The organism is Sphingorhabdus sp., assembly GCF_044239045.1.
Lineage (GTDB): Bacteria > Pseudomonadota > Alphaproteobacteria > Sphingomonadales > Sphingomonadaceae > Sphingorhabdus_B.
The window spans coordinates 139325-163152 of record NZ_JBIICD010000002.1 but is presented as its reverse complement, the minus strand read 5'-3'; the positions used below and the strand labels follow the sequence as shown (position 1 = coordinate 163152).

Genomic DNA, 23828 nt, shown 5'->3' with positions numbered 1-23828 from the left:
ATTGATCGGTAGCAAGACAATTTCTTTCGCCCCCAGTTGTTCAAAAGGAGTCATTTTTATGGCCGAGACCGAAAAACCTGCAGCAGCCAAGAAAGCTGCCACTAAGCCAGCAGCAACACGTGCCAAGGCTAAGACCGCTGCACCAAAAGCCGTTGCAAAGGCGCAACCAGCCAAAGGCAAGGCCGACAACGTCAAGTCAAAGGTCAAATCGGATATGCATGATTTCAAGGCGCAAGCTACCGATAGCGTGCGCGCTGCAGCCACTAAAGGCAAGGATCGCGCTACGGAGGCGGTTGGGAGCATAGGTAAGCTTATCCGCGATAGTGCGGGCACCATCGACGATAATGTTGGCAAGCAATATGGCGACTACGCGCGCAGTGCAGCCGACATGGTTGATGGCTTCGCTGGCAAGATGGATGCTAAAGATGTGGATACGCTGGCAGAGGATGCGCGGCAATTCGTCCGCAAAAGCCCTGCCGTCGCCATTGGTGCAGCCGCCGCAATTGGTTTTGTTTTGGCGCGCCTCATACGTTCGGGCGGCAAAGACGTTTGAGTACCACCACAGTTGCATTGCAAAATGCCGCCAATGGCCGATAAGCGGGTAGGATGAACATCGAAGAACAACAATCCGAAGCGCTGGAAGACCTTCCGCCGCAGATTGAACCTAGCGTGAGCGAACAGGTTGCGTTGGTGATGGAAGATCTGCGTGCGATGGTGAAGGCCGAAATGCGCTATCATCGGTCGCGGCTAGACTACACACGTCACGTATTTGGCTTGTCATTCCGCTATGGCGCGGTCGCGGTATTCGCATTTGGGGGGGCGTTCATTGCGCTAGTGTTGGGGCTGGTGCTCACACTTTCGCCATTAATTGGTCCATTGGCGGCAACCTTATTGGTCACCATAAGCTTTGTGATCATCGGGATAATTTTCGCCGCATTGGCCCGAAGATGGATACGGAAAGTTTACTTCCCAGAAATGCAGAAAAATGACGACGATCTTACCTGAAGAACCTGTTGTGACCGACAGAGACAGCGTAATCTTGTCGAACGCTGAGCGTCGTTACTTGCGGCGTAAATTCAAAGGCAGCTTGGCCGTCACGCGTGATGTCCTTAATCCCCGCAATCAGCTTCGGCGCTTGGTCGGACGTCAAACTATCCAAGCCAAGAAGCTCGCAGACGAGACAATGCAAATTGCGAAGAACAATGCCCCCATGATTGGTGTTATCGGGGTAAGTGCCTTTTTAATTGCGACGCGCGGTCCGATTTCACGTTGGATTTCGAAGTTGCGGCAAAGTAAAACCAAAACGCCCTCCAGCAAATGATATAGGAACAATATATGAGCAAGATTGGCGACAGCATCAAATCCGCGGCTGATAGCGCGAAAGCAAAGACCACACGTTCGACCGCTGCAGCGCGTCAGAAGGCTTCAGTAGCATTTGAGAAAAGCAAAGATGCTGCCGCCACCGGCGTGGAGCAGTCAAAAGAAATAGCCCGTAAGGCAAAGTCCAAGACCAGCGACGGCATCGATAAGAATCCGCTTGCCATCGTGCTTGGTGGGATTGCCATTGGTGCCATCGTCGGCGCGCTTTTGCCGCGCACGGAACGTGAAACCAAAGTGTTGGGCAAGGCAGGCAAAAAATTAAACAAAAAAGCCCGCAAAATAGCCGATGCAGCAAAAGTGGCCGGTATGGGCCAAGTGGACATGCTTGGACTAAATGGCGAAGCCATGCGCGCGCAATTTAGAGAGCTTGTCAGCAAGGCAGCTCTCGCTGTAAAGGCCGCCGGTCAGGCCGCCACTGAGGCGGCTAAGGAAAAGAATTAAGGATAATCGTTTGAGCGATACGAAATTGCATCTCGTTTTTGGTGGCCGCATTGACAACCCGCAAACGTTAGAATTTACCGACCTCGAAAATTTGGACATTGTCGGTATGTTCCCCGATTATGCAAGTGCGGAGGAAGCATGGCGCGGAGCGGCCCAGCGCACGGTCGATGATGCCGAAATGAAATATGTCGTGGTGCATCTGCACAAGCTTTTGCAACCCGATAGCTAATAACGGAAAGCTGCGTCGATTAGGCGCGCCGATATCGCCACAATAACAATGGCCGCGCCAGCAATAACCCGGCGATAAAGCCGCCAATGTGCGACCATATTGCGATAGCGATTCCCAAACCCGGTCCTACGAAACCAAGCGCAAGATTTAACCCCGCCCAAGCGATGGTTAAGTGTAATGGCCGGGCATATTCGGCAGGGATAGGTCCCCAAGCCTTCGGCTTTTTGTTCGGAAAGAGCAGCGCATAAGCTCCAATAATCCCCGAAATTGCGCCGCTCGCGCCGATCGCTGGCGCCATCATGTTCACAGACATCGGCCATGCCATGAATGCGGCGAACCACTCCATAGCCGCCGCAGCATAAGCAGATCCAATGTAAAGCGCGAGATAGAGTCCACCGCCCAAAACACGCTCAACCATCTTGCCAATCAGCAATAGCATGAGCATGTTCATCACGACATGCGCGACGCCGCCGTGCAGAAACGCCGCAGACAAAGGCGTCAAGAAAGCTGGTACCAGAAATCCGATATCGGAAAATGCTGCACTACCGCTGCTTAGGCGTATCGGGAATAGCCCGCCCGATATCACCGCATATTGCCACCAAGAGGGCACCAGCAATATTACCGCGATCACCAGATTGATGACCACCAATATATTGGTAACAGGGCCGCGTGGAAATTGCATATCAGGCCATCAGGCGCTTCCCGCCGAAGCGCATGATCAGATGAACTCGATCTTCGATACGAGATAATATTTATCGCCCGACGGCACAGTCAATTCAACTTCGTCTTCGACAACGCGGCCAATGAGCGCCCGGCCCAATGGCGAATTATACGAAATGCGGCCTGCTTTTGCGTCGGCTTCTGTCTCGCCGACGAGCTGATAGCGCACGGGCTTATCATTTTCGTCCAACAAGGTGACGGTTGCGCCAAAGACAATTTTGTCGCCAGACAGGGTAGAAGGGTCAATGATCTGCGCACGGCCAATTTTGTCCTCGATTTCGGAAATCGCGGCTTCAACCTGCCCCTGACGTTCTTTTGCGGCGTGATATTCGGCATTTTCCGATAGATCGCCATGTGCGCGCGCTTCCTCAATTGCCTCAACAATCAATGGTCGCTCGTCACGAAGGCGTTTCAGGTCGGTCGTAAGCTTTTCATAGCCTTCGGCCAACATCGGATATTTCTCAAAACTCGCCATCAGGCAAAAACCCTTCGTCACAAAAATATCCCGATCGGATGCGCTATAACGGCTCATCCGATATGCAGTTCAATTGTCGGGGAAAGATACTGCGCGTATTAATAATAGTCTTGAAGTGGCCGAACTTCAAGTTGCCGTTGTTGTAGCGCGGCAATGGCTTGCGCAACCGCCACGCTCCCGGCGGCCGTTGTGTATTGCGAAACCTTGCCTGCAAGCGCGGAACGGCGAATTTCTTCGCTGTCTTTCAGGCTTTGCCAACCTTCGGTCGTGTTGAAGATCAGCTGAATCTCGCCATCTTTAATCTTGTCGACAATGTGCGGGCGGCCTTGAGCGACCTTGTTCACACGTTCGACCTCTATGCCCTGCGCACGTAGATAATTTGCGGTGCCATCCGTAGCACAGACCGTAAAGCCGCATGCAATCGCTTGACGGACGGCGGGTACGATCACGGGCTTGTCGGTGTCTTTCACCGATACGAATAACTTCCCGCTCATCGGCGGCGGCATACGCGCGCCGATTTGGCTTTTGGCAAAGGCCGTCGCAAAATCACGGTCAATACCCATGACCTCGCCGGTTGACTTCATTTCGGGCGACAGCACGGGATCGACGCCAGGGAAGCGATCAAATGGGAACACCGCTTCTTTCACCGCGATATAATCAATATCGAGATTGATCGGCGGCAAATCCTTCAACATCTCACCCGCCATGACCCGCGCCGCGATCTTCGCGATCGGCGCGCCAATGGCTTTGGCGACGAACGGCACGGTGCGGCTAGCACGCGGGTTAACTTCGATGAGATAAACTTCACCATCCTTCACGGCGAACTGGATGTTCATAAGGCCGCGCACATGCAGGTTTACCGCCAGTAACTCTGTCTGACGGCGGATTTCAGCGATGATATCGGCAGGCAGGCTATATGGCGGAATAGTGCACGCAGAGTCGCCGCTATGTACGCCTGCCTCTTCGATATGTTGCAGGATACCCGCAACAACGACCTCGTCGCCATCGCACAAGGCATCCACATCGACTTCAATCGCGTCGCGCAGATAGCTGTCGATTAAGACCGGTGAGTCGCCGGAGACAATAACTGCCGTCTGGATGTAATTTTCCAACTGCGCTTGCGTATCGACGATCTCCATAGCACGACCACCAAGTACATAAGACGGACGCATCAACACGGGATAGCCGATATTTTCGGCGACTTTGATGGCTTCTTCATGGCTGCGCGCAATGCCATTTTCGGGCTGCTTGAGCTTGAGCTTGCTGATTAGCGCGGCAAAGCGCTCGCGGTCTTCGGCTAAATCGATAGCGTCGGGTGACGTTCCCAAAATCGGAATACCCGCGGCCTCAAGTGCCTTTGCCAAATTCAAAGGCGTCTGCCCGCCGAACTGGACGATAACGCCTTTCAACGTACCATTTTGTTGCTCGACATGTAGAATTTCAAGGACATCCTCTGCCGTCAGCGGTTCGAAATACAAACGATCGGAGGTATCATAGTCCGTCGACACCGTTTCCGGATTACAGTTGACCATGATCGTTTCATAGCCCGCGTCCGCAAGTGCGAAGCAGGCATGGACGCAGCAATAATCAAACTCGATCCCCTGCCCAATACGATTTGGCCCGCCGCCCAATATGACAATCTTTTCACGATTAGTTGGCTGGCTCTCGCATTCCGGCACGCCAAAGCTAGGCGCCTCATAAGTAGAATACATATATGGCGTTTTCGCCTCAAACTCTGCAGCGCATGTATCGATGCGCTTGAACACCGGACGCACGCCCAATTTGTGACGCAGCGCGCGTACTTCGTCTTCAGTGACTGCGCCTGCCATCGCACGGGCCGCTTGCATGGCAATGCCAGAACCACGGCGGATTGCCGTTTCCATACCCGGGCGCACATTCACTGACTCCACCGCAAGATAGGCAAGCCTTTTGTCTGAGAAACCCATAGCTTTTAGACGACGCAGCGCCTCAGCGTTATTGGGCAGGCCGTTCGTCTTGACGTCATTCTCGGCAGCTATGATTTCTTCAAGCCGCTCGAGAAACCATGGGTCGAATTTCGCGATGGCATGGATTTCGGATACGCTCATGCCCTCACGCAGGGCTTGTGCCGCAACCAACAAGCGGTCGGGCGTCGCACGGCTAAGTTCAGCGGACAATTCATCCTTCGTTGCCCCACGTAGGGCATCAATATAGTTAAAGCCCGACAATCCGGTCTCAAGCCCACGAAGCGCCTTTTGTATGCTTTCGTGAATGTTACGGCCAATCGCCATCACCTCACCCACCGACTTCATGGCGGTATGCAGCAACGGCTCGGCACCCTTGAACTTTTCAAAGGCAAAGCGCGGGATTTTGGTGACGACATAGTCAATCGTCGGTTCAAACGACGCTGGCGTTGCACCAGTAATGTCATTGGTGATTTCGTCGAGCGTGAAGCCAACGGCCAGCTTCGCCGCCACCTTGGCGATCGGAAAACCGGTCGCCTTTGACGCCAATGCAGAAGAACGCGAAACGCGCGGGTTCATTTCAATGACGATCAGGCGGCCATCCTTCGGATTGACTGCGAACTGTACGTTTGAACCACCTGTTTCTACACCGATTTCACGCAAGCACGCGATGCTCGCGTTGCGCATGATTTGATATTCTTTATCGGTCAGCGTCAGTGCAGGCGCAACCGTGATAGAATCGCCTGTATGCACGCCCATCGGGTCGACATTTTCGATAGAGCAGATAATGATGGCATTGTCGGCGCGGTCGCGGACAACCTCCATCTCATATTCTTTCCAACCGAGAAGCGACTCTTCAATCAACACTTCGGTTGTCGGCGACGCATCCAACCCGCCAGTGACGATCTTGATAAACTCGTCGCGATTATAGGCAATACCACCGCCGGTGCCGCCCATAGTGAAGCTTGGGCGGATAATCGACGGAAGGCCTGTGCGTTCCAGGACCTCCAACGCCTCTTCCATCGAATGTGCAATGCCCGAACGCGCCGATTCCAGACCTATTTTGGTCATCGCGTCGCGGAATTTGATCCGGTCCTCAGCCTTATCAATGGCTTCTGCATCGGCGCCGATCATTTCGACCCCATATTTCGCCAATGTGCCATCGTTGAACAAAGCCAAAGCAACGTTCAAAGCGGTCTGCCCACCCATGGTCGGCAACACTGCGTCGGGGCGCTCTTTTTCAATGATTTTGGCAACGATTTCGGGCGTGATCGGCTCGACATAAGTCGCGTCCGCCATATCCGGATCCGTCATAATCGTCGCAGGGTTCGAATTGACGAGGATGATGCGATAACCCTCTTCGCGCAGCGCTTTACACGCCTGCGTCCCCGAATAATCAAATTCGCACGCTTGCCCAATAATGATGGGGCCAGCGCCGATGATGAGGATGGATTTTATGTCAGTGCGTTTGGGCATTATGCTACCTGTCGCTTGATAAAATAGGCCACAGAGGGCGCGCTACTCCAGGAACCGTCCACATGCCGGACGACAACATATTCCCATTTGTGTGGAAAAGTCGCAGCGTTCACTTCATCATCTCCGCGAATTTCTCGAACAGATAATGGCTATCCTGCGGACCAGGTGAGGCTTCAGGGTGATATTGTACGCTGAACGCTGGTTGGTCGGCCAGTTCGAAGCCGCAATTGCTGCCGTCGAATAGGCTGATATGCGTTGCCTTGGCGTTGGCGGGCAAGGTCGCTGCGTCCACTGCAAAGCCGTGGTTCATACTGGTGATCTCAACTGCACCGTCGCTGAGGCGTTTGACCGGATGGTTTGCGCCACGATGCCCCTGATGCATCTTCTCGGTCTTCGCGCCCACCGCGAGGCCAAGCATTTGATGCCCAAGGCAGATGCCGAACAACGGCTTTTTGGTGTCCAGCCACTGCTTGATCACCGGCACCGCATATACGCCAGTCGCGGCGGGGTCGCCGGGGCCATTCGACAGGAACAAGCCATCGGGCGCGTGGGCCATAATTTCTTCAAAGGTTGCGGCGGCCGGCACAATGGTCACGTCGCAGCCTACATCGACGAGGTTGCGCAGGATGTTGTGTTTGATGCCATAATCAATGGCGACGACCTTTTTGCGCCCCTTGGCTGGCGCGGCATAGCCCGAACCCAGCTTCCAAAGCCCCTGATCCCAACCATAAGTTTGTAGCGTCGTTACATCCTTGGCGAGGTCCATTCCTTCCAAGCCCGCCCAGGCCTTTGCCCGCGCCAACATGGCTGGCACATCAAAATTGCCGCTGGCGGAATGCGCAATCACGGCGTTTGGCGCGCCGGCAACACGGATAAGCCGGGTCAGCGCGCGGGTATCCACACCCGAAATGCCGATGCGGCCATTGGCTTTCATCCACGCATCAAAATGCTGCGTGCTGCGGAAATTAGATGGGTCAGTCACATCTTGCCGGACAATCGCGCCCAGGGCATGCGGGTTCAACGCCTCGACATCCTCTGGGTTTGTGCCGACATTGCCGATATGTGGAAATGTGAAGTTGATGATTTGTCCGGCGTAAGACGGGTCAGTCATCACTTCCTGATAACCCGTCATCGCGGTATTGAAGCAGACTTCACCTACTGCTTGTCCCTCGGCCCCAAAGCCCCTGCCCCAGATGACTTCCCCGGACGCCAGAACCAATACCCCCGTCGCTCCAGAAGGCGCGCGCGAAGAATTGGGGTCGGCCATGATGGGGTCGCTCCTGTTAAGCAGATTACAGCAATGTCGCTAAGGCACCGCGCCTAGAGATGGCGGCTCCAAGCGTCAATGCGGAAATCGAGAAATCTGTGGAATAAGTCATCAAGCATCATCTTCAATGCCAGCCGTCACCCTGATTCAACGCCCGCGTCATCCTGAACTTGTTTCAGGATAACAAGCGACGTTGATGCGTTATCCTGAAACAAGTTCAGGATGACGACCGATAATGTCAGGGTGATGGCCGACAAGTTCAGGGTGACGGAATTTGGATGTTCGTCTAACGCTATGCATCATCAAAAATTCGGAACCAAATATGATTCGTGACACCATAAAAGCCGCACAGATCTCTGCCATGAAAGCGGGTGATAAAGACCGCCTGGCCGCAGTCCGCCTGATCCTCGCCAAGATTAAAGACCGCGACATCGAACTGCGCACCGCGTCACAGCAACCCGATGACGACGCGATGGTAGTTGAGGTCATGCAGAAAATGATCAAGCAACGCCGCGAATCGATTGCGTTATATGAACAAGGTGGTCGCGCCGAGCTTGCTGCGGTTGAAGCTGCTGAGCTGGCGATTATCGAAGATTTCCTACCGGCGCAGTTGAGCGACGCCGAAACCAGCGCCGCAATTGAAGGTATCAAGATTGAACTCGGCGCGGAGAGCCTGAAAGATATGGGTCGCGTCATGGCAGTTTTGAAAGAACGTCATGGTCCACAGCTTGACATGAGTAAGGCCAGTGCTTTGGTAAAGGCCGCGTTGGGTTAAGGTGGCGCTTACCCCGCAATGGCTGGACGAATTACGCGCGCGGATCACGCTATCCGCGCTGATTGGCCGTACCGTGAAGGTTACCAAGGCTGGCCGCGAATTTAAGGCCTGCTGCCCGTTCCATAACGAAAAATCACCCAGTTTCACGATTAACGACGAAAAGGGTTTTTACCATTGCTTTGGTTGCTCTGCGCATGGGGATGCCATTCGCTGGATGACTGACCAGCGCGGTCTGTCTTTCATGGATGCCATAAAAGAACTTGCAGCAGAGGCCGGTATGGATGTCCCTGCCCCAGATCCTAAGGCAGCGCAGCGGGCCGAGAAAGCAAACAGTCTGTATGATGTCATGACGGCAGCGCAGGAGTGGTTTGTTACCCAATTGTTCGGCGTTGAGGGTTCCGCCGCGCGAGGATATCTTAAACAGCGCGGATTTACGGAGAAAACGATCCGCGACTTTGGTTTCGGTCTCGCACCAGACAATCGCACGGCCTTAAAAACCGCACTCAAGCAATTTGGCGATCCCATGTTGATTGAGGCAGGGTTGCTGATTTCGGTTGATGGAAAAGCGCCATATGACCGGTTTCGCGGTCGGCTGATGATCCCTATCCGCGACCCGCGTGGGCGCGTGATTGCCTTTGGTGGCCGGATATTAGGCGAAGGCGAGCCTAAATATCTCAACTCACCCGACACGCCTTTGTTCGACAAGGGCCGGACGCTATACAATTTGGACAAATGTTCGCCCGCTTCGCGCCAAACGGGCCGCGTAATTGTGGTCGAAGGCTATATGGACGTCATCGCTATCGCGCAGGCGGGCTTTGCCGATGCGGTTGCGCCCTTGGGCACCGCGCTGACCGAACAGCAGATCCAGATGCTATGGCGGATGACAGAAAAGCCGTTGTTATGTTTTGACGGCGACGCTGCCGGTCAAAAAGCCGCGATGCGCGCGGCTTTACGCGCACTGCCATTGTTGAAACCCGGCCATAGCCTTCAGTTTGTTACCTTGCCCGAGGGGCAAGACCCAGATGATCTGGTGAAGGCATCGGGTGCAAACGCACTCACATTGCTTCTAGAAGCCTCTCAGCCGCTTGTAGAGAGGCTATGGCGGGCAGAAGTGTCTGCGGGGCCACTCGAGACACCAGAGGACCGTGCGGGGCTTAAACAGCGCCTAGGCGCACATATGGCAAATATTGCGGACGGAGAAATTCGTCGTCATTATGCCGACGCCTTTCGTGAGCGGTTCGACGAACTATTCGCGCAGCGACGTAGCGCGCCATTTACGCCATCTGCGCCCTTTGTGCGCGGGCAGAAGCCCAATTGGCGCAAGCCGCACACTTTACCGCCGGGCGCCGAAACCAAAAACTTTAACGCCAAGGGATCGGACTTTCTCATTCAAGGTGTACTCGCGGCGCTGTTGCGACACCCTGCACTCATTGCACAGCATCATGAGGCGCTGAGTGACTTCGTTCCACCCGACCCGAATCACGCCGCTTTGCTGAATGGGATGCTCAACGAATCTTTTGGTAAAGAAACGCTTGATACCGAGGGGCTAATTACCATATTGGGCGAGAAGTTGTATAATGTCGCCTCAACACTGCTCCACAGCAACGGTAAGGTTTTTGCCTTTAACCGCGGAGAGTTCGGTACGGGGGGCGACGGATTTTCTAACGCTTCAAAAGATTTGGGTGAAGCAATCAGGCTAATGAAGCAGCGTCCTGCGCTGGAAGAAGCTCTGGAACGCGCCACGCAGCTGGCGAGTTTGGAGATGACTGAAGAGACTTTTGCTGAACAGCAAAGGTTGCGACACGAAAAAAAGGCATTTGACGATCGTATCATCGAATTTTTTCGGCGTGATACGGATATTTTATAAGAGTATCGGGGAATTATTTTGGCAAGTCGCGCAAATGAAAACGAAGAAGATATCGGCGAAAACGGTGATGCACCGCTGATTGACCTGAATGATGCGACCGTAAAGAAACTGCTCGCCAAGGCTAAGCGCCGGGGTTTCCTGACCTATGATGAACTAAATGCTGCCTTGCCGCAGGATCAGATGTCTTCCGAACAAATTGAAGATGTTATGTCCGCGATAAACGACATGGGTGTGCAAATCGTCGAGAATGACGAAGCTGGCGACGATAATGAGGACGATACCGAGGAAGAAGTCGAAACCATCGACAATATTTCCGAAAATGACCCACGTTCGTTGACGAGTACAGTCAAGAAGACTGGCACAGGCGAACGCACCGACGACCCTGTCCGTATGTATTTACGCGAAATGGGCGCGGTAGAATTGCTGTCCCGCGAAGGCGAAATCGCCATCGCCAAGCGTATCGAATCTGGTCGTGACACTATGATCCTGGGCCTGTGTGAAAGCCCGATCACGTTTCACGCAATCATCGACTGGTCCAATGCGCTCAATGACGGCGAAATGCAGTTGCGCGAAATTCTTGATCTAGACGCCATGCTCTCGAAAGAGCCAGCCCCTGAATCGCTGACCGAAGATGGCGAAGAAGAAGGCGATGGCGAAATCAGCGAAAAGACCGCTGGGCCTTCTTATAAAGAAGAAGATGAAGTCGAGGACGAACCCGAAGCGGCGAGCGACGATGACGAAGATTTGACGGAGCGTCGGTCACGTCCTGTCGAGGAAGAGGAAGAAGATAACACCCTTAGCCTCGCGCAAATGGAAGAGGCGTTGAAGCCCGCTGCGCTGGAGCGCTTCGCTAAGATAACGTCATTGTTCAAGAAATTCTCAAACATTCAGCTTGAGCGCATGCGCGCACTGAATGCCGGTGAAGATTTTTCCACAGCTTCGGAAAATAAGTATCACAAATTGCGTGAAGAACTGACCGCAGAGGTTGAAAGCGTGCAGTTCCATGCGAACAAGATCGAATATCTGGTCGATCAGCTTTACTCATTTAACCGACGCCTGACAGCGTTGGGTGGTCAGATGCTGCGCTTGGCCGAGCGGCACAAGGTTCCCCGCAAGGCGTTCCTCGATAGCTATATGGGTCATGAGCTCGACGAGAATTGGCTCGCCGAAGTTGCAAACATCGACAAAAAATGGACGGCCTTCGCTACGAACGAAGCTGAGAGCGTCGAACGCATCCGCAGCGAGATAGCGGACATCGCAGCCAATACCGGCATGTCACTTGGCGAATTCCGCCGCATCGTGAACATGGTGCAAAAGGGCGAGCGCGAAGCACGCATCGCGAAGAAGGAAATGGTTGAGGCGAATTTGCGCCTCGTGATTTCCATTGCCAAGAAATACACCAACCGCGGCTTGCAATTTCTCGACCTTATTCAGGAAGGCAATATCGGCCTAATGAAGGCGGTCGACAAGTTTGAATATCGCCGTGGGTACAAGTTCAGCACATATGCAACCTGGTGGATTCGTCAGGCGATCACCCGCTCGATTGCAGATCAGGCGCGGACCATCCGTATCCCCGTGCATATGATCGAAACGATCAATAAATTGGTGCGCACGAGCCGCCAGTTCCTGCACGAACAAGGGCGTGAGCCTACACCGGAAGAAATGGCCGAACGCCTTTCGATGCCGCTTGAAAAAGTGCGCAAGGTGATGAAAATCGCAAAGGAACCAATCAGCCTTGAAACCCCGATTGGTGACGAAGAAGACAGCCATTTGGGCGACTTCATCGAAGATAAAAATGCGATCATTCCTGTTGATGCCGCAATTCAAGCAAACTTGAAGGAAACGGTCACGCGCGTTTTGGCATCGCTGACGCCGCGCGAAGAACGTGTGCTGCGTATGCGCTTTGGCATTGGGATGAACACCGACCACACGCTTGAAGAAGTCGGTCAGCAATTCAGCGTGACGCGTGAGCGTATTCGTCAGATTGAAGCCAAGGCGCTGCGCAAGCTTAAGCATCCAAGTCGCAGCCGCAAAATGCGCAGCTTCCTCGACCAATAATCTGATACCAATGCATTAAATCGGGCCCTTTCCTACTCTGAGGATTGGGCCCGTTTTTGTATCAGCAGGTTCGCACCATGTTCAGGCTTGAAGCCACGCGCTTGGTCACGCAGTATCCTGTTGCATATCGTGATGAGCCCACTTAACGAATTAATCGTTCGATTAACAAAAAGGGTTTGTCCATGCGCTTTGAAGGCACCGAAAACTATGTCGCCACTGATGACCTGAAGGTCGCAGTTAACGCCGCCACGAAGTTGCGCCGGCCTTTATTGGTCAAGGGTGAACCAGGCACCGGCAAGACCGTCCTTGCGCAGGAAATTGCGACTGCATTGGGTGCACCGCTCATCGAATGGAATATCAAGTCCACGACCAAGGCGCATCAGGGCTTATATGAATATGATGCCGTTGCCCGCCTGCGTGACAGCCAATTGGGCGATGAGCGCGTGCATGACATCAAAAATTACATTAAAAAGGGAAAATTGTGGGAGGCATTTACCGCCCCCCAATTGCCCGTGCTGTTGATCGACGAAATCGACAAGGCCGACATCGAATTTCCTAATGATTTGTTGCAGGAACTCGATCGTATGGAGTTCTTCGTTTACGAAACACAGGAAACCATCAAGGCCGTTGAGCGCCCTGTCGTCATCATCACATCCAACAATGAAAAAGAACTGCCGGACGCGTTTCTGCGCCGTTGTTTCTTCCATTATATCAAATTTCCGGATCGCACGACGATGCAGGCGATTATCGATGTGCACTTTCCTGGCATTCAAAAAATGCTGGTGTCTAAGGCAATGGACATTTTCTACGAAGTTCGGGACGTGCCTGGCCTCAAGAAAAAGCCGAGCACAAGCGAATTGCTCGATTGGCTGAAGCTATTGCTGCATGAAGATATGCCATTGGATGTGCTTCAGTCGCGCGATCCAACCAAAGCGATCCCGCCTTTACACGGCGCGCTGCTTAAGAATGAGCAGGATATCATGTTGTTTGAACGGCTTGCCTTTATGGCCCGCCGCCCCAACACGTAAAATTCGTCCGCGCGCTATTTGCCTCTTGAGCCGCGCATTCGCCAAAGCATAATCGGTCACTTTATACAGGAACCAGCCGATGTTTTTCTCATTCATGGAAGAGTTGCGGTCTGCCGGCATCTCGGCATCGCTGAAAGAGCATCTGGCGTTACTTGCCGCGTTGGACGCCGATGTCATTGGCCAAAGTCCAGAAGAGTTCTACTATCTGGCGCGCGCCACTTTGGTAAAGGACGAAGCATTATTGGATCGTTTTGATCAGGTTTTTGGCAAAGTTTTCAAAGGCATATTCACTGAATATGGCCAAAACTCCGTCGATGTCCCCGCTGATTGGTTGAAAGCCATCGCGGAAAAATATCTCTCGCCCGAGGAAATGGCGAAGATCGAAAAAATGGGCAGCTGGGACGAATTGATGGAGACGCTCAAGAAGCGACTCGAAGAACAGGAAAAGCGCCACCAGGGCGGCAATAAATGGGTCGGCACTGGCGGCACATCGCCTTATGGCAATTCAGGATATCACCCAGAAGGCGTGCGGATTGGTGGCGAATCCAAACATAAGCGTGCGGTCAAAGTATGGGACAAACGCGAGTTTCAGAATCTCGACAACACCAAAGAATTGGGTACGCGTAATATCAAAATCGCAATGCGCCGATTGCGCCGATTCGCCCGTGATGGAGCAGTAGAAGAGCTAGATATCGACGGCACGATTAACGGCACAGCACGCCAAGGCTGGCTCGACATCAAAATGCGTCCGGAACGGCGCAATGCTATTAAGGTGCTGTTGATGTTGGATGTCGGCGGGTCGATGGATCCGTTCATAAAACTTTGCGAAGAACTATTCAGTGCCGCCACTAGCGAGTTCAAAAACCTAGAATTTTTCTATTTTCACAACTGTCCATATGAAGGCGTGTGGAAAGACAATAAGCGCCGGTTTAGCGAGCGCACGCAAATGTGGGACGTGCTGCACAAATTCCCGCATGATTATAAGGTTGTGATGGTCGGCGATGCCTCCATGAGCCCTTATGAGATTACCCATCCCGGCGGTTCGGTCGAACATTTCAACGAGGAAGCGGGCGCGGTATGGATGAACCGTATCACCAGCACTTATCCGGCAACGGTTTGGTTGAACCCTGTGCCCGAAAAGCAATGGGGCTATTCACAGTCGACCAAGATCATCAAGGAACTGGTAAACGACCGCATGTATCCGCTGACGCTAGAAGGTTTGGATGACGCCATGCGGGAGCTAAGCCGCAAGCACGGACATTAATATAACAAGTGTTTGCGTCGTTCTTCGATCCAATTTTGCTCATCGACTGACGTTATTGCGTCAAATTCCTCTGGCGTGCTGTCGGCGGAATCAACCCATTCGCGCAAAGCTGGTCCGCCGTTGATGACGTCAATGGCGAGTTTTCCCAATTCATATTCATATGGGAAATCGCGCCACAGATCATAATCCGGATACAGCCGCCGGATGGCCTTGAACGCCAATGTCTGCAACCGCCATGGCTGAAACGCCTGATGCTCATAGCCTGGGCCTTCGGCGTGAATATGCACGCCATGGCAAAGCTGATGCACATGTTTGTGGAATGTTGGTTCAAACCAGATTTCACGCAGACTGCAACCCTTCAACCATGAAGGTGCGAAGCTTTGCATTTCAGCAATAACCTTGCGTGCATCGATGTCAGGCGCACCAAATAACTCTAGCGGGCGCGTCGTGCCCCTGCCCTCGGACAAGGTCGTACCTTCCAGCAAAACGGTGCCAGCATAAGCCCGCGCCATGTTGACGTTCGCTGCGTTGGGGCTTGGGTTAATCCACAGCCGGTCCGTCGGCCAGCCAAAGCCTGGCGCTGCATCGGGGGCATAGCCCTCCATCGCGATCACGTGATAATCGACATCAATTTTATAATGTTCGACAAACCATTTCCCCATCTCGCCTAGTGTCAGGCCATGCCGCATGGGCATCGGGCCTGCCCCCACAAAGCTTTCCCATCCAGAACGCAGCGTAAGCCCTTCTACAGGGCGTCCAGCGGGATTGGGGCGGTCTAGCACCCAAACCGACTTGCCATGCTCAGCAGCGGCTTCCAATATGTACAGCAGGGTCGTTATAAACGTGTAAATGCGGCAGCCCAGATCCTGCAAATCGATGAGGATGACATCAAAAGTCTCCATAGAGGCGGCGGTCGGGCGGCGCACTTCACCATACAGGCTGAATACTGGGATATTGTGGGCAGGATCCATGAAATCCGGCGATTCCATCATATTGTCCTGCTTATCGCCGCGCAGACCGTGTTGCGGGCCAAATGCGGCCGTCACTTTGACGTCACTCAATGCAGCAATTGCATCAAGCGAATGGGTCAAGTCAGCGGTGACAGAGGCGGGGTGCGCCAACAAAGCAACGCGCTTGCCTTTCAGGGGCGCACGCAGTTGAGGTTCGGCCAAAAGGCGATCAATTCCAAATTTCATGCCGCGCTTCGTGCCTCCAGTTTTACGGCAAAGCAATCCTTATGATGAAAATCCGGCTTACCTGAGGAATGTGCCGCGGCCCAATAGGAGATATTTCCACTTTTTGTAGCAATAACCGCGCTTAACCCTGCGCGAAGGTCACGTTCCCGCCATGTATCGGGTAATGCAAGCGTTACGATGAGCGTCAGAGCGTCTGCGGATTGCTCGGACTTAATGTCTGGAGCATTTGTTGCCAGATCATCCATACCCTCTCGATAGCTAGCGAACTGATATGCTGCCCACTGGCCCGATGGTGAAAAATTAAACTCTAAATAATTTTCGTCTTCAAAATGCCCTATAAACATCTCAAAACAAGTACTTTTCCATAGATTATCAATACGATCTGGCCTTGATAAGGCCGGGATTTCTAGAGCATCTGTTTCGCCAGATAGGCGAAAGGTCAACGTAATATCCCCGCTCGCCCCATGTGTAATCGTGACGCCGATACTCTTAATTTTGCCGGCCAGCGACTGCGCGTGACAAATCAAAGGCACTTCAGTCATTGAAATATTGGCCAATGTCGAAACTCCATGCTAGGCGCGGACGCGTTATGACTGCTTATAAATCCGATCTCCTTCGCCTGCTAGATGCACGTGGCTATATTCACCAAGCAACTGACGCCCCGGCGCTTGACGCATTGGCATCCAAAGAGATTGTGCCTGGCTATATCGGCTTCGACGCGACCGCGCCATCGCTTCATGTCGGCAATCTTGTGTCGATTATGCTGCTGCGTCGCTTGCAACAAGCGGGCCACAAGCCAGTAGTGGTCATGGGCGGCGGGACGACGCGGATTGGGGACCCAACGGGCAAGGACGAAGTCCGCAAAATGCTCACCGATGACACGATTGAATCGAACATCAACTCGATCCGAACGGCGTTCGAACAATTTCTGACATTTGGCGACGGCCCAACCGATGCCGTGATGGTCAACAACCATGATTGGTTGGGGCAACTGGGATATATTGAACTGCTGCAGCAAGTTGGCACGCATTTCACGATCAACCGCATGCTGACATTTGATTCGGTCAAGTTACGCCTTGAGCGCGAACAGCCGATGACCTTTCTCGAATTCAACTACATGATCCTGCAGGGCTATGACTTCCGTCATTTGAGCAAAACCATGGGCGTTCGCTTGCAAATGGGTGGATCCGATCAATGGGGCAACATCATTAACGGCATGGAGCTTGCCCGCCGGATGGACGGAACCGAAGTGTTTGGCCTAACAACCCCGCTGATTACCAAGGCCGATGGTTCAAAGATGGGCAAGTCGGTCTCTGGCGCGATTTGGTTGAACCGTGAACAATTGCCTGATTATGATTATTGGCAATTCTGGCGGAACACGGACGATCGTGACGTAGGGCGTTTCCTGCGCTTGTTTACCGATATACCGCTGGACGAGATAGAACGGCTTGAATCGCTCGGCGGTTCGGAAATCAATGTGGCGAAAATTGCCTTGGCCAACGCCGCGACCGAATTGTGCCGGGGCGCGGACGCTGCAGCACTTGCAGCCGAAACAGCACGTAAAACATTTGAAGAAGGCGCGGCCGGTGGCGATCTGCCCAGCGTTGACGCATCGGGAGAGATTTCCGTTATCGATGCTCTTGTCGCATTGAACTTCGTCGCTTCAAAAAAAGAGGCCCGCCGGATGATCCAAGGTGGCGGCGCGCGCGTCGATGGTGACGCTGTGACCGATGAAGAAGCAGTGATTACCGCCCAAGCTGCCCCCGTCAAAATTTCGGCTGGGAAGAAAAAACACGGGTTAATCAACTTCATATAAGCTTCGGCGCCTATCCGCCGCGCAACGTCGCTACACCTGCATCTCGTTCAAATAGATAGAGCGCCACCCGCGCCGCCTGGCCGCGTGGGCCATCAAGCCCGCCATCACGGTCAAGCAACAACCGCGCATCATCTGCGGCAACACCAATCAGCGCGCGCACCTGTTCAGGCGTCGCGACGCGAAATGGGTTTTCGCCCGACTGCCTTGTGCCCAACAATTCACCCGCGCCGCGCAATTTCAAGTCTTCCTCGGCAATGCGGAAACCATCGTTGGTTTCTCGCATCAAGGCCAGCCGCGCGCGGGCAGTTTCGCCAACATGTGTGCTCCGTACCAATATGCAGACGGATTTTTCGGACCCACGGCCAACCCGCCCGCGCAACTGGTGCAGTTGTGCAAGGCCAAAGCGGTCGGCTGCCTCAATTACCATGAGGCTCGCATTCGGCACATCGACACCGACTTCGATGACGGTAGTCGCAACCAACAACCGCGTTTCACCGGCTACAAAGCGCTCCATAACCGCGTCCTTCTCCGCACCGCGCATCCGCCCGTGCACCAACGCAACCTGATCACCAAAGCGCAAGCGCAGCTGTTCCGCACGTTGTTCAGCGGCGGCCAGGTCGCTTTTGTCGCTTTCCTCCACCAATGGGCACACCCAAAATGCCTGTTTTCCGGCGGCGAGGTGGCGCGCTACGCCATCGACCAGTTCCGACAGACGATCCTGCGACATCACGCGAGTTTCAACTGGCGTCCGTCCGGGAGGAAGCTCATCCAATATAGAGCTGTCCATTTCGCCATAGGCCGCAAGGGCGAGGCTGCGTGGTATGGGGGTCGCGGTCATGACCAGCAAATGTGGCACACCCCTGCCCTTGCGGGACAGCATGAGGCGCTGCGACACGCCGAAACGGTGTTGTTCATCAATCACGGCAACCGCCAGCGCCTTATAGGTCACCGCCTCTTGAAATATCGCATGCGTGCCGACCAGGATGTGGATTGACCCATCGGCAAGCCCCATCAAAGTTGCTTCCCGTAAGCTGCCTTTTTCGCGGCCCGTAAGAATGGCGATATTGATAGGCAGGCCAGAGAGTATTTTTTGCAAGCTGGCATAATGTTGCCGCGCCAAAATCTCTGTCGGCGCGAGCATTGCCGACTGCATCCCTGCCTCAACACCGCGCAAAAGCGCCATCAGCGCGACCATCGTCTTGCCAGCGCCGACATCGCCTTGCAGCAAGCGGAGCATCGGGCGCGACTGCGCAAGATCGCCCTCTATCTCGGTTATGGCGCGCTGCTGCGCCCCTGTGAGCGCAAAGGGCAATGTCAATTTTGACACCAAAGAGCCGTCGCCATGTATCGGCACGGCGGCGCGTTTGTCCATCGCCGCGCGGATTAAACGCATCGCCAATTGGTTGCTAAATAGCTCATCATAAGCCAGCCTATTCCGCGCGTCTTCGTCATCCTTCCTGTGCAGTAGGTTGATAGACTTCGACCAACTTGACCATCCCCGACTGGATATCAAAGTAGGCTCAATCCACTCGGCCAGATCCGGCACATCTTGCAACGATGATGCCACCAATTGGCCCATACGCTTGTTTGTTAGGCCGTCGGACAAGGGGTAAATCGGTTCGGCAAGGCCGGGTGAAGCATCGCTACCGATAGGCACAATATGGTCAGGGTGCACCATCTGGAGTTCGTCCCCATAACGGTCCAATTTACCCGAAATGATGCGTGTTTCGCCGACAGGAAGCTGCTTTCGCGCCCAACCGCCATTCCGGCCAAAAAATGTCAGCGTGATGTAATTGCCCCCAGCATCCGCCGCGAAGATACGCAATGGCGCGCGCGGGTTGCTGCCACCGCGATGATCCATGACAGTGACGGTAAGGATGATGTTCTGACCGACATCGGCGACATCCAAACGCGAGACCGCCTTGCGATAGGTCCAACTGTTTGGAAAATGATACAGAACATCCTTCACCCGCTCCAGCCCAAGCCGCTCCAACGGCTTGGCAAGACCGGGACCGACACCCTTTAGGGCGCGTATGTCTGTAAATAACGGATTGAGTATATCGGGGCGCATGACTAGGGCCGCTTATAACCCGATAATCATATTCCACCAGAAGCTAAAGGACGCGCCATGGACGCCGACCCCTATCGTCGCAAACTGCATTATCGCGCGCACCACCGTGGCACGCGTGAGGCCGACGCTATGGTCGGTGGATTTTTCGATCACTGCTCGGCCGAATGGGGCGAAGTGGAATATGCTTGGTTTGAACGGCTGCTCGATGAACAGGATGTCGACATCATGGCATGGGCGCTGGGCACAGCAGAGCCCGACCCAGCCTTTACTGGACCTTTGATGGACCAGATGATGCGACTGGATTTCATTGTGCTTCCTGAAGGGCTTAGCACGCATAAGTGATGATTGACCTGCAGCGCATCATAAACAGTCGCCAAGCGCTGACGCTTGCGTCGGTGCCAAACGGCTTTACGCCTTTGTTGCTAGCCGACCTGACGCGCGCGGCAAAGACACGCGCGCTTTACATTGCGCCTGATGAATCGGCGATGCGCGCGATTGCAGATGCGGTGCCTTTTTTTGCACCTGAAATCGAAATTCTGATCCTGCCCGGTTGGGACTGCTTGCCCTATGACCGCGCTTCACCTTCAGTCGCCGTCACCTCGCAGCGCATGTCGACTTTGCAGGCGCTGCAGCAGCCTACGAAAAAGAAACAGCTTGTGGTCACGACCATCGGCGCGGTCATTCAGAAATATGTAACGCCGTTCCGTATCCGCCAGACAGGCGAGCGATTAGCCGCTGGCCGCGAGATCAGCCGTGAGCGGCTTGCGTCGTTACTACAATCCAACGGCTATTTCCGCGTGGACACCGTAGCCGACGCTGGTGAATTTGCTATCCGCGGCAGCATTGTCGACCTATTCCCTGCGGGCAGCGAAGTCGGCCTTCGCCTCGATTTCTTTGGCGATGAAATTGAAAGCATCCGCCGCTTCAACCCATCGGACCAACGCAGTATTGATCAGGTCGAGCATTTCGACATCTTACCCGCCGTCGAAGCCTTAATGGATGAAGAGGCGATTAAACGCTTCCGCATCGGCTATCGCGAGCGATTTGGCGTCACCGCAACGGGCGACCCATTATATCAAGCCGTATCCGAAGGCCGCAGGCTGTCCGGCATGGACCATTGGCTGCCTTTGTTCGAAGAGCGGATGGCGACGATATTCGACCATGTTGGCGCGGACGCGTTGATTATTCGCGACAGCGGCGCGATTGCGGCGGGGCAGTCACGGCTCGACTCCATCACCGACTATCACGAAAATCGCGTGAAGGCACAAGCGGCGGAGCCGGGCAGCTACCGTCCGCTGCCGCCGGAAATGCTGTATTTGAGCGGCGATGAACTCGAGCAGTTATTTGCCGATAACGCCGCCCATCTGGTCACGCCTTTCGCACAGCCGGACACGGCGAACATCATCGACTTCGGCATTGGTGCAGCGCGCGATTTTGCGCCGGAACGAGCGCAAAAGGCAAATATATATGAAGCGGTAGCCGCGCATCTGAAGTCGCTGCATGCCGCCAAGACCAAGACAGTCATTGCGAGCTACTCGATTGGTGCGCGTGAACGGCTGAAGGGCTTGCTGGCGGATCATAAGGCACCAACGATTGTCGCCGCCGATAGTTGGCAACAAGCCTTGGGCGTTGCGGCAGGACAAACCGCCATTGTCGTTCTGCCATTGGACCATGGCTATACTACGCCCGACCTTGTCGTGTTGAGCGAACAGGACATGCTGGGCGACCGTCTGGTGCGGCGTCAAAAGCGGCGCAAGTCCGCAGACGCTTTCCTTGCCGAATTGGCCGCACTGACGCCGGGTGACCTCGTGGTGCACCAAGACCATGGTATCGGACGCTATGATGGCCTGATTTCCATCCCCGTCGGCAACAGCCCACATGACTGCGTTGCCCTTACTTATTCCGGCGGCGACAAATTATATGTCCCGGTTGAAAATATCGATGTCTTGTCGCGTTATGGTTCGGATAGCGAGCATGTCGCGCTCGACAAATTGGGCGGCGAGGCATGGCAGCGGCGCAAGTCGAAGCTGAAAGAACGCATCCGCGCCATTGCGGGCGAATTGCTAAAGACCGCTGCCGAACGCGCATTGCGGTCGGGTTCCGTGATTGAGGTTGATGGCCCTGCTTATGCAAGCTTCGTCGACCGCTTCCCTTATGAAGAAACCGAAGATCAGCTCCGCGTGATTGAGGAAGTGCTTCAGGACTTATCCGCTGGCAAGCCGATGGACCGTCTGGTCTGCGGTGATGTTGGCTTTGGTAAAACCGAAGTTGCGATGCGCGCCGCTTTTGCCGCTGCCATGGCCGGACTTCAGGTCGCCGTCATTGCGCCAACAACATTATTGGCGCGGCAGCATTATGCGAACTTTGCCGAACGTTTCCGTGATTTGCCTTTACGGCTGGGTCGCCTGTCGCGGCTTGTGCCCGCTGCAGAGGCCACGCAAACGCGTGAGGGCCTCGCCGATGGCACTGTGGACATTGTAATCGGGACGCACGCCGTGCTGGCCAAGTCGCTGCAGTTCAAACGCCTTGGCCTCGTCATTGTCGACGAGGAACAACGCTTTGGCGTTAATCACAAGGAGCAGTTGAAGGCACTCAAGACCGACGTGCATATGCTTACACTAACCGCAACGCCCATCCCGCGCACATTGCAGATGGCGATGTCTGGCCTGCGTGAGCTATCGGTCATCCAAACCCCGCCAGTCGACCGTCTGGCCGTGCGCACTTATGTCATGCCCTGGGATCCCGTTGTGCTACGCGAGGCGTTGTTGCGCGAACATTATCGCGGCGGGCAAAGCTTCTTTGTTGTACCGCGCATTAACGATTTGACCGAGATCGAAGAATATCTGCGCACTGAAATACCCGAAGTGAAATATGTCACCGCGCATGGCCAAATGTCGCCCACCCAAGTCGAAGAGCGCATGAGCGCTTTCTATGAAAAGCGGTATGACGTCTTATTGTCGACCACCATCGTCGAAAGCGGCCTCGACATTCCCAGCGCCAACACCTTGATCATCCACCGCGCCGACCGTTTCGGCCTTGCGCAATTATATCAGCTTCGTGGACGCGTCGGACGCTCCAAAACGCGCGCTTATGCGTATCTGACCCATGAACCCAATCGTGCGCTCACAGAGACAGCGGAAAAGCGCCTGAAGGTGCTTGGCGACCTCGATAGCCTTGGCGCGGGTTTCCAGCTTGCCAGCCATGACCTCGACATTCGCGGCGCCGGCAATCTCGTCGGGGATGAACAATCGGGCCATATCAAAGAAGTTGGCTTTGAATTGTATCAATCGATGCTGGAAGAAGCGATTCTAGAGGCGCGCGCGGGCGCGCACGGTCTTGCCAAGCCGCGCGGCAGCTTCTCGCCACAAATCACCATCGATGCACCTATTCTTATCCCGGACGACTATGTCCCCGACCTGTCGGTTCGCATGGCGCTGTATCGCCGCTTGAACGATCTCGAAGAAGGCCAGGATGTCGAAGGTTTCGCTGCAGAGATGACCGACCGCTTTGGTCCGATCCCCGAACCCACGCAGAACCTGCTCAAGCTTATTCAGATCAAACAAAACGCGCTTATTGCGCAAGTCGCCAAAATCGAAGTCGGCGCGCGCGGGACGTTGGTCAGCTTCCATCAGGATACACCGCCCAATGTCGCTGGGTTGCTCGCTTATGTCGACAAATTGGGCCAAACCGCAAAGCTGCGTCCCGATAGCAAGCTGGTGATCAACCGTGTCTGGGGCGACCCTGCGGCACGGCTGAACGGATGTTTGCAACTGTCGCGTGGCCTCGCCAATTTGGCGCGCAAATCGAATTAGCCCCTCCCCG

Annotated in this window: 20 protein-coding genes; 13 read left to right on the top strand and 7 right to left on the bottom strand. The window is 54.4% G+C overall.

Going from position 1 to position 23828, the window contains the following annotated elements:
* The first annotated feature begins 58 nt into the window (after positions 1 to 58).
* The 5 genes from ACILP4_RS01630 to ACILP4_RS01610 are packed head-to-tail and all read left to right on the top strand — an operon-like array spanning position 59 to position 2050.
* The gene (locus ACILP4_RS01630; RefSeq protein WP_395619010.1) at positions 59 to 553 is read left to right on the top strand and encodes a hypothetical protein; all 495 of its coding nucleotides are present in this window, start codon (positions 59 to 61) and stop codon (positions 551 to 553) included.
* Between the two features lie 53 nt (positions 554 to 606).
* Positions 607 to 1005, top strand: coding sequence for a phage holin family protein (locus ACILP4_RS01625; RefSeq protein ID WP_395619009.1), 399 nt, complete (start codon positions 607 to 609; stop codon positions 1003 to 1005).
* Positions 986 to 1321 (top strand): hypothetical protein, encoded by a 336-nt coding sequence (locus ACILP4_RS01620; protein WP_395619008.1) that lies wholly within the window; start codon positions 986 to 988, stop codon positions 1319 to 1321. Before ACILP4_RS01625 ends, ACILP4_RS01620 begins: the two co-directional genes overlap by 20 nt.
* Before the next feature lie 14 nt (positions 1322 to 1335).
* Positions 1336 to 1821 carry a hypothetical protein gene (locus ACILP4_RS01615; protein WP_395619007.1) on the top strand — a complete coding sequence of 162 codons (486 nt, stop codon included), beginning with the start codon at positions 1336 to 1338 and terminating at the stop codon, positions 1819 to 1821.
* Between the two features lie 10 nt (positions 1822 to 1831).
* Positions 1832 to 2050: a DUF4170 domain-containing protein gene (locus ACILP4_RS01610; protein ID WP_395619006.1), complete on the top strand. Its 219-nt coding sequence runs from the start codon at positions 1832 to 1834 to the stop codon at positions 2048 to 2050.
* Positions 2051 to 2069: 19 nt separating this feature from the next.
* Here the strand turns inward: ACILP4_RS01610 and ACILP4_RS01605 are convergent, their stop codons facing one another.
* The 4 genes from ACILP4_RS01605 to carA form a co-directional block, all read right to left on the bottom strand.
* The gene (locus tag ACILP4_RS01605) at positions 2070 to 2732 is read right to left on the bottom strand and encodes a rhomboid family intramembrane serine protease (RefSeq protein WP_395619005.1); all 663 of its coding nucleotides are present in this window, start codon (positions 2730 to 2732) and stop codon (positions 2070 to 2072) included.
* 36 nt (positions 2733 to 2768) lie between these two features.
* Positions 2769 to 3245 carry a transcription elongation factor GreA gene (gene greA / locus ACILP4_RS01600; RefSeq protein ID WP_395619028.1) on the bottom strand — a complete coding sequence of 159 codons (477 nt, stop codon included), beginning with the start codon at positions 3243 to 3245 and terminating at the stop codon, positions 2769 to 2771.
* A 98-nt stretch (positions 3246 to 3343) separates the two neighbouring features.
* A complete protein-coding gene (gene carB, locus ACILP4_RS01595) occupies positions 3344 to 6664 on the bottom strand; it encodes a carbamoyl-phosphate synthase large subunit (protein WP_395619004.1) in 3321 nt (1106 codons plus the stop codon).
* Between the two features lie 109 nt (positions 6665 to 6773).
* A complete protein-coding gene (gene carA, locus ACILP4_RS01590; RefSeq protein WP_395619003.1) occupies positions 6774 to 7931 on the bottom strand; it encodes a glutamine-hydrolyzing carbamoyl-phosphate synthase small subunit in 1158 nt (385 codons plus the stop codon).
* A 322-nt stretch (positions 7932 to 8253) separates the two neighbouring features.
* Between carA and ACILP4_RS01585 the strand changes: the two genes are divergently transcribed.
* From ACILP4_RS01585 to ACILP4_RS01565, 5 genes are all read left to right on the top strand, one after another.
* The gene (locus ACILP4_RS01585; RefSeq protein WP_395619002.1) at positions 8254 to 8706 is read left to right on the top strand and encodes a GatB/YqeY domain-containing protein; all 453 of its coding nucleotides are present in this window, start codon (positions 8254 to 8256) and stop codon (positions 8704 to 8706) included.
* Position 8707: 1 nt separating this feature from the next.
* Positions 8708 to 10573 carry a DNA primase gene (gene dnaG, locus ACILP4_RS01580; RefSeq protein ID WP_395619001.1) on the top strand — a complete coding sequence of 622 codons (1866 nt, stop codon included), beginning with the start codon at positions 8708 to 8710 and terminating at the stop codon, positions 10571 to 10573.
* A gap of 18 nt (positions 10574 to 10591) precedes the next feature.
* Positions 10592 to 12631 (top strand): RNA polymerase sigma factor RpoD, encoded by a 2040-nt coding sequence (rpoD, locus tag ACILP4_RS01575; protein WP_395619000.1) that lies wholly within the window; start codon positions 10592 to 10594, stop codon positions 12629 to 12631.
* A 182-nt stretch (positions 12632 to 12813) separates the two neighbouring features.
* The gene (locus ACILP4_RS01570; RefSeq protein ID WP_395618999.1) at positions 12814 to 13659 is read left to right on the top strand and encodes an AAA family ATPase; all 846 of its coding nucleotides are present in this window, start codon (positions 12814 to 12816) and stop codon (positions 13657 to 13659) included.
* 79 nt (positions 13660 to 13738) lie between these two features.
* Entirely contained in the window at positions 13739 to 14923 is a 1185-nt protein-coding gene (locus ACILP4_RS01565) for a VWA domain-containing protein (protein ID WP_395618998.1), read from the top strand.
* On the opposite strand, the gene ACILP4_RS01560 is transcribed toward ACILP4_RS01565, so the two are convergent.
* Both ACILP4_RS01560 and ACILP4_RS01555 read right to left on the bottom strand, forming a co-directional pair.
* Positions 14920 to 16119 (bottom strand): exo-beta-N-acetylmuramidase NamZ domain-containing protein, encoded by a 1200-nt coding sequence (locus tag ACILP4_RS01560; RefSeq protein WP_395618997.1) that lies wholly within the window; start codon positions 16117 to 16119, stop codon positions 14920 to 14922. The genes ACILP4_RS01565 and ACILP4_RS01560 overlap by 4 nt on opposite strands.
* The gene (locus tag ACILP4_RS01555; protein ID WP_395618996.1) at positions 16116 to 16676 is read right to left on the bottom strand and encodes a DOMON-like domain-containing protein; all 561 of its coding nucleotides are present in this window, start codon (positions 16674 to 16676) and stop codon (positions 16116 to 16118) included. The genes ACILP4_RS01560 and ACILP4_RS01555 overlap by 4 nt, the downstream gene beginning before the upstream one ends.
* A 32-nt stretch (positions 16677 to 16708) precedes the next feature.
* Here ACILP4_RS01555 and tyrS point away from each other — a divergent pair, with 32 nt between their 5' ends.
* Positions 16709 to 17935, top strand: a complete 1227-nt coding sequence (tyrS, locus tag ACILP4_RS01550; RefSeq protein WP_395618995.1) for a tyrosine--tRNA ligase — start codon at positions 16709 to 16711, stop codon at positions 17933 to 17935.
* Positions 17936 to 17945: 10 nt separating this feature from the next.
* On the opposite strand, the gene recG is transcribed toward tyrS, so the two are convergent.
* Positions 17946 to 20006, bottom strand: a complete 2061-nt coding sequence (gene recG, locus ACILP4_RS01545) for an ATP-dependent DNA helicase RecG (RefSeq protein ID WP_395618994.1) — start codon at positions 20004 to 20006, stop codon at positions 17946 to 17948.
* A gap of 57 nt (positions 20007 to 20063) precedes the next feature.
* Between recG and ACILP4_RS01540 the strand changes: the two genes are divergently transcribed.
* Both ACILP4_RS01540 and mfd read left to right on the top strand, forming a co-directional pair.
* Positions 20064 to 20348, top strand: coding sequence for a succinate dehydrogenase assembly factor 2 (locus ACILP4_RS01540; RefSeq protein ID WP_395618993.1), 285 nt, complete (start codon positions 20064 to 20066; stop codon positions 20346 to 20348).
* A complete protein-coding gene (mfd, locus tag ACILP4_RS01535; RefSeq protein WP_395618992.1) occupies positions 20348 to 23818 on the top strand; it encodes a transcription-repair coupling factor in 3471 nt (1156 codons plus the stop codon). The genes ACILP4_RS01540 and mfd overlap by 1 nt, the downstream gene beginning before the upstream one ends.
* Positions 23819 to 23828 lie beyond the last annotated feature (10 nt).

What these genes read in the sequence shown, in the direction of transcription:
- ACILP4_RS01620 (WP_395619008.1), top strand. Translation starts at nt 986, where the DNA reads ATGACGACGATCTTACCTGAAGAACCTGTTGTGACCGACAGAGACAGC.
- ACILP4_RS01560 (WP_395618997.1), bottom strand. Translation starts at nt 16,119, where the DNA reads ATGAAATTTGGAATTGATCGCCTTTTGGCCGAACCTCAACTGCGTGCG.
- ACILP4_RS01540 (WP_395618993.1), top strand. Translation starts at nt 20,064, where the DNA reads ATGGACGCCGACCCCTATCGTCGCAAACTGCATTATCGCGCGCACCAC.
- ACILP4_RS01565 (WP_395618998.1), top strand. Translation starts at nt 13,739, where the DNA reads ATGTTTTTCTCATTCATGGAAGAGTTGCGGTCTGCCGGCATCTCGGCA.
- carB (WP_395619004.1), bottom strand. Translation starts at nt 6,664, where the DNA reads ATGCCCAAACGCACTGACATAAAATCCATCCTCATCATCGGCGCTGGC.
- carA (WP_395619003.1), bottom strand. Translation starts at nt 7,931, where the DNA reads ATGGCCGACCCCAATTCTTCGCGCGCGCCTTCTGGAGCGACGGGGGTA.
- greA (WP_395619028.1), bottom strand. Translation starts at nt 3,245, where the DNA reads ATGGCGAGTTTTGAGAAATATCCGATGTTGGCCGAAGGCTATGAAAAG.
- ACILP4_RS01570 (WP_395618999.1), top strand. Translation starts at nt 12,814, where the DNA reads ATGCGCTTTGAAGGCACCGAAAACTATGTCGCCACTGATGACCTGAAG.
- recG (WP_395618994.1), bottom strand. Translation starts at nt 20,006, where the DNA reads ATGCGCCCCGATATACTCAATCCGTTATTTACAGACATACGCGCCCTA.
- ACILP4_RS01615 (WP_395619007.1), top strand. Translation starts at nt 1,336, where the DNA reads ATGAGCAAGATTGGCGACAGCATCAAATCCGCGGCTGATAGCGCGAAA.
- ACILP4_RS01585 (WP_395619002.1), top strand. Translation starts at nt 8,254, where the DNA reads ATGATTCGTGACACCATAAAAGCCGCACAGATCTCTGCCATGAAAGCG.
- ACILP4_RS01625 (WP_395619009.1), top strand. Translation starts at nt 607, where the DNA reads ATGAACATCGAAGAACAACAATCCGAAGCGCTGGAAGACCTTCCGCCG.
- ACILP4_RS01605 (WP_395619005.1), bottom strand. Translation starts at nt 2,732, where the DNA reads ATGCAATTTCCACGCGGCCCTGTTACCAATATATTGGTGGTCATCAAT.
- tyrS (WP_395618995.1), top strand. Translation starts at nt 16,709, where the DNA reads ATGACTGCTTATAAATCCGATCTCCTTCGCCTGCTAGATGCACGTGGC.
- ACILP4_RS01630 (WP_395619010.1), top strand. Translation starts at nt 59, where the DNA reads ATGGCCGAGACCGAAAAACCTGCAGCAGCCAAGAAAGCTGCCACTAAG.
- mfd (WP_395618992.1), top strand. Translation starts at nt 20,348, where the DNA reads ATGATTGACCTGCAGCGCATCATAAACAGTCGCCAAGCGCTGACGCTT.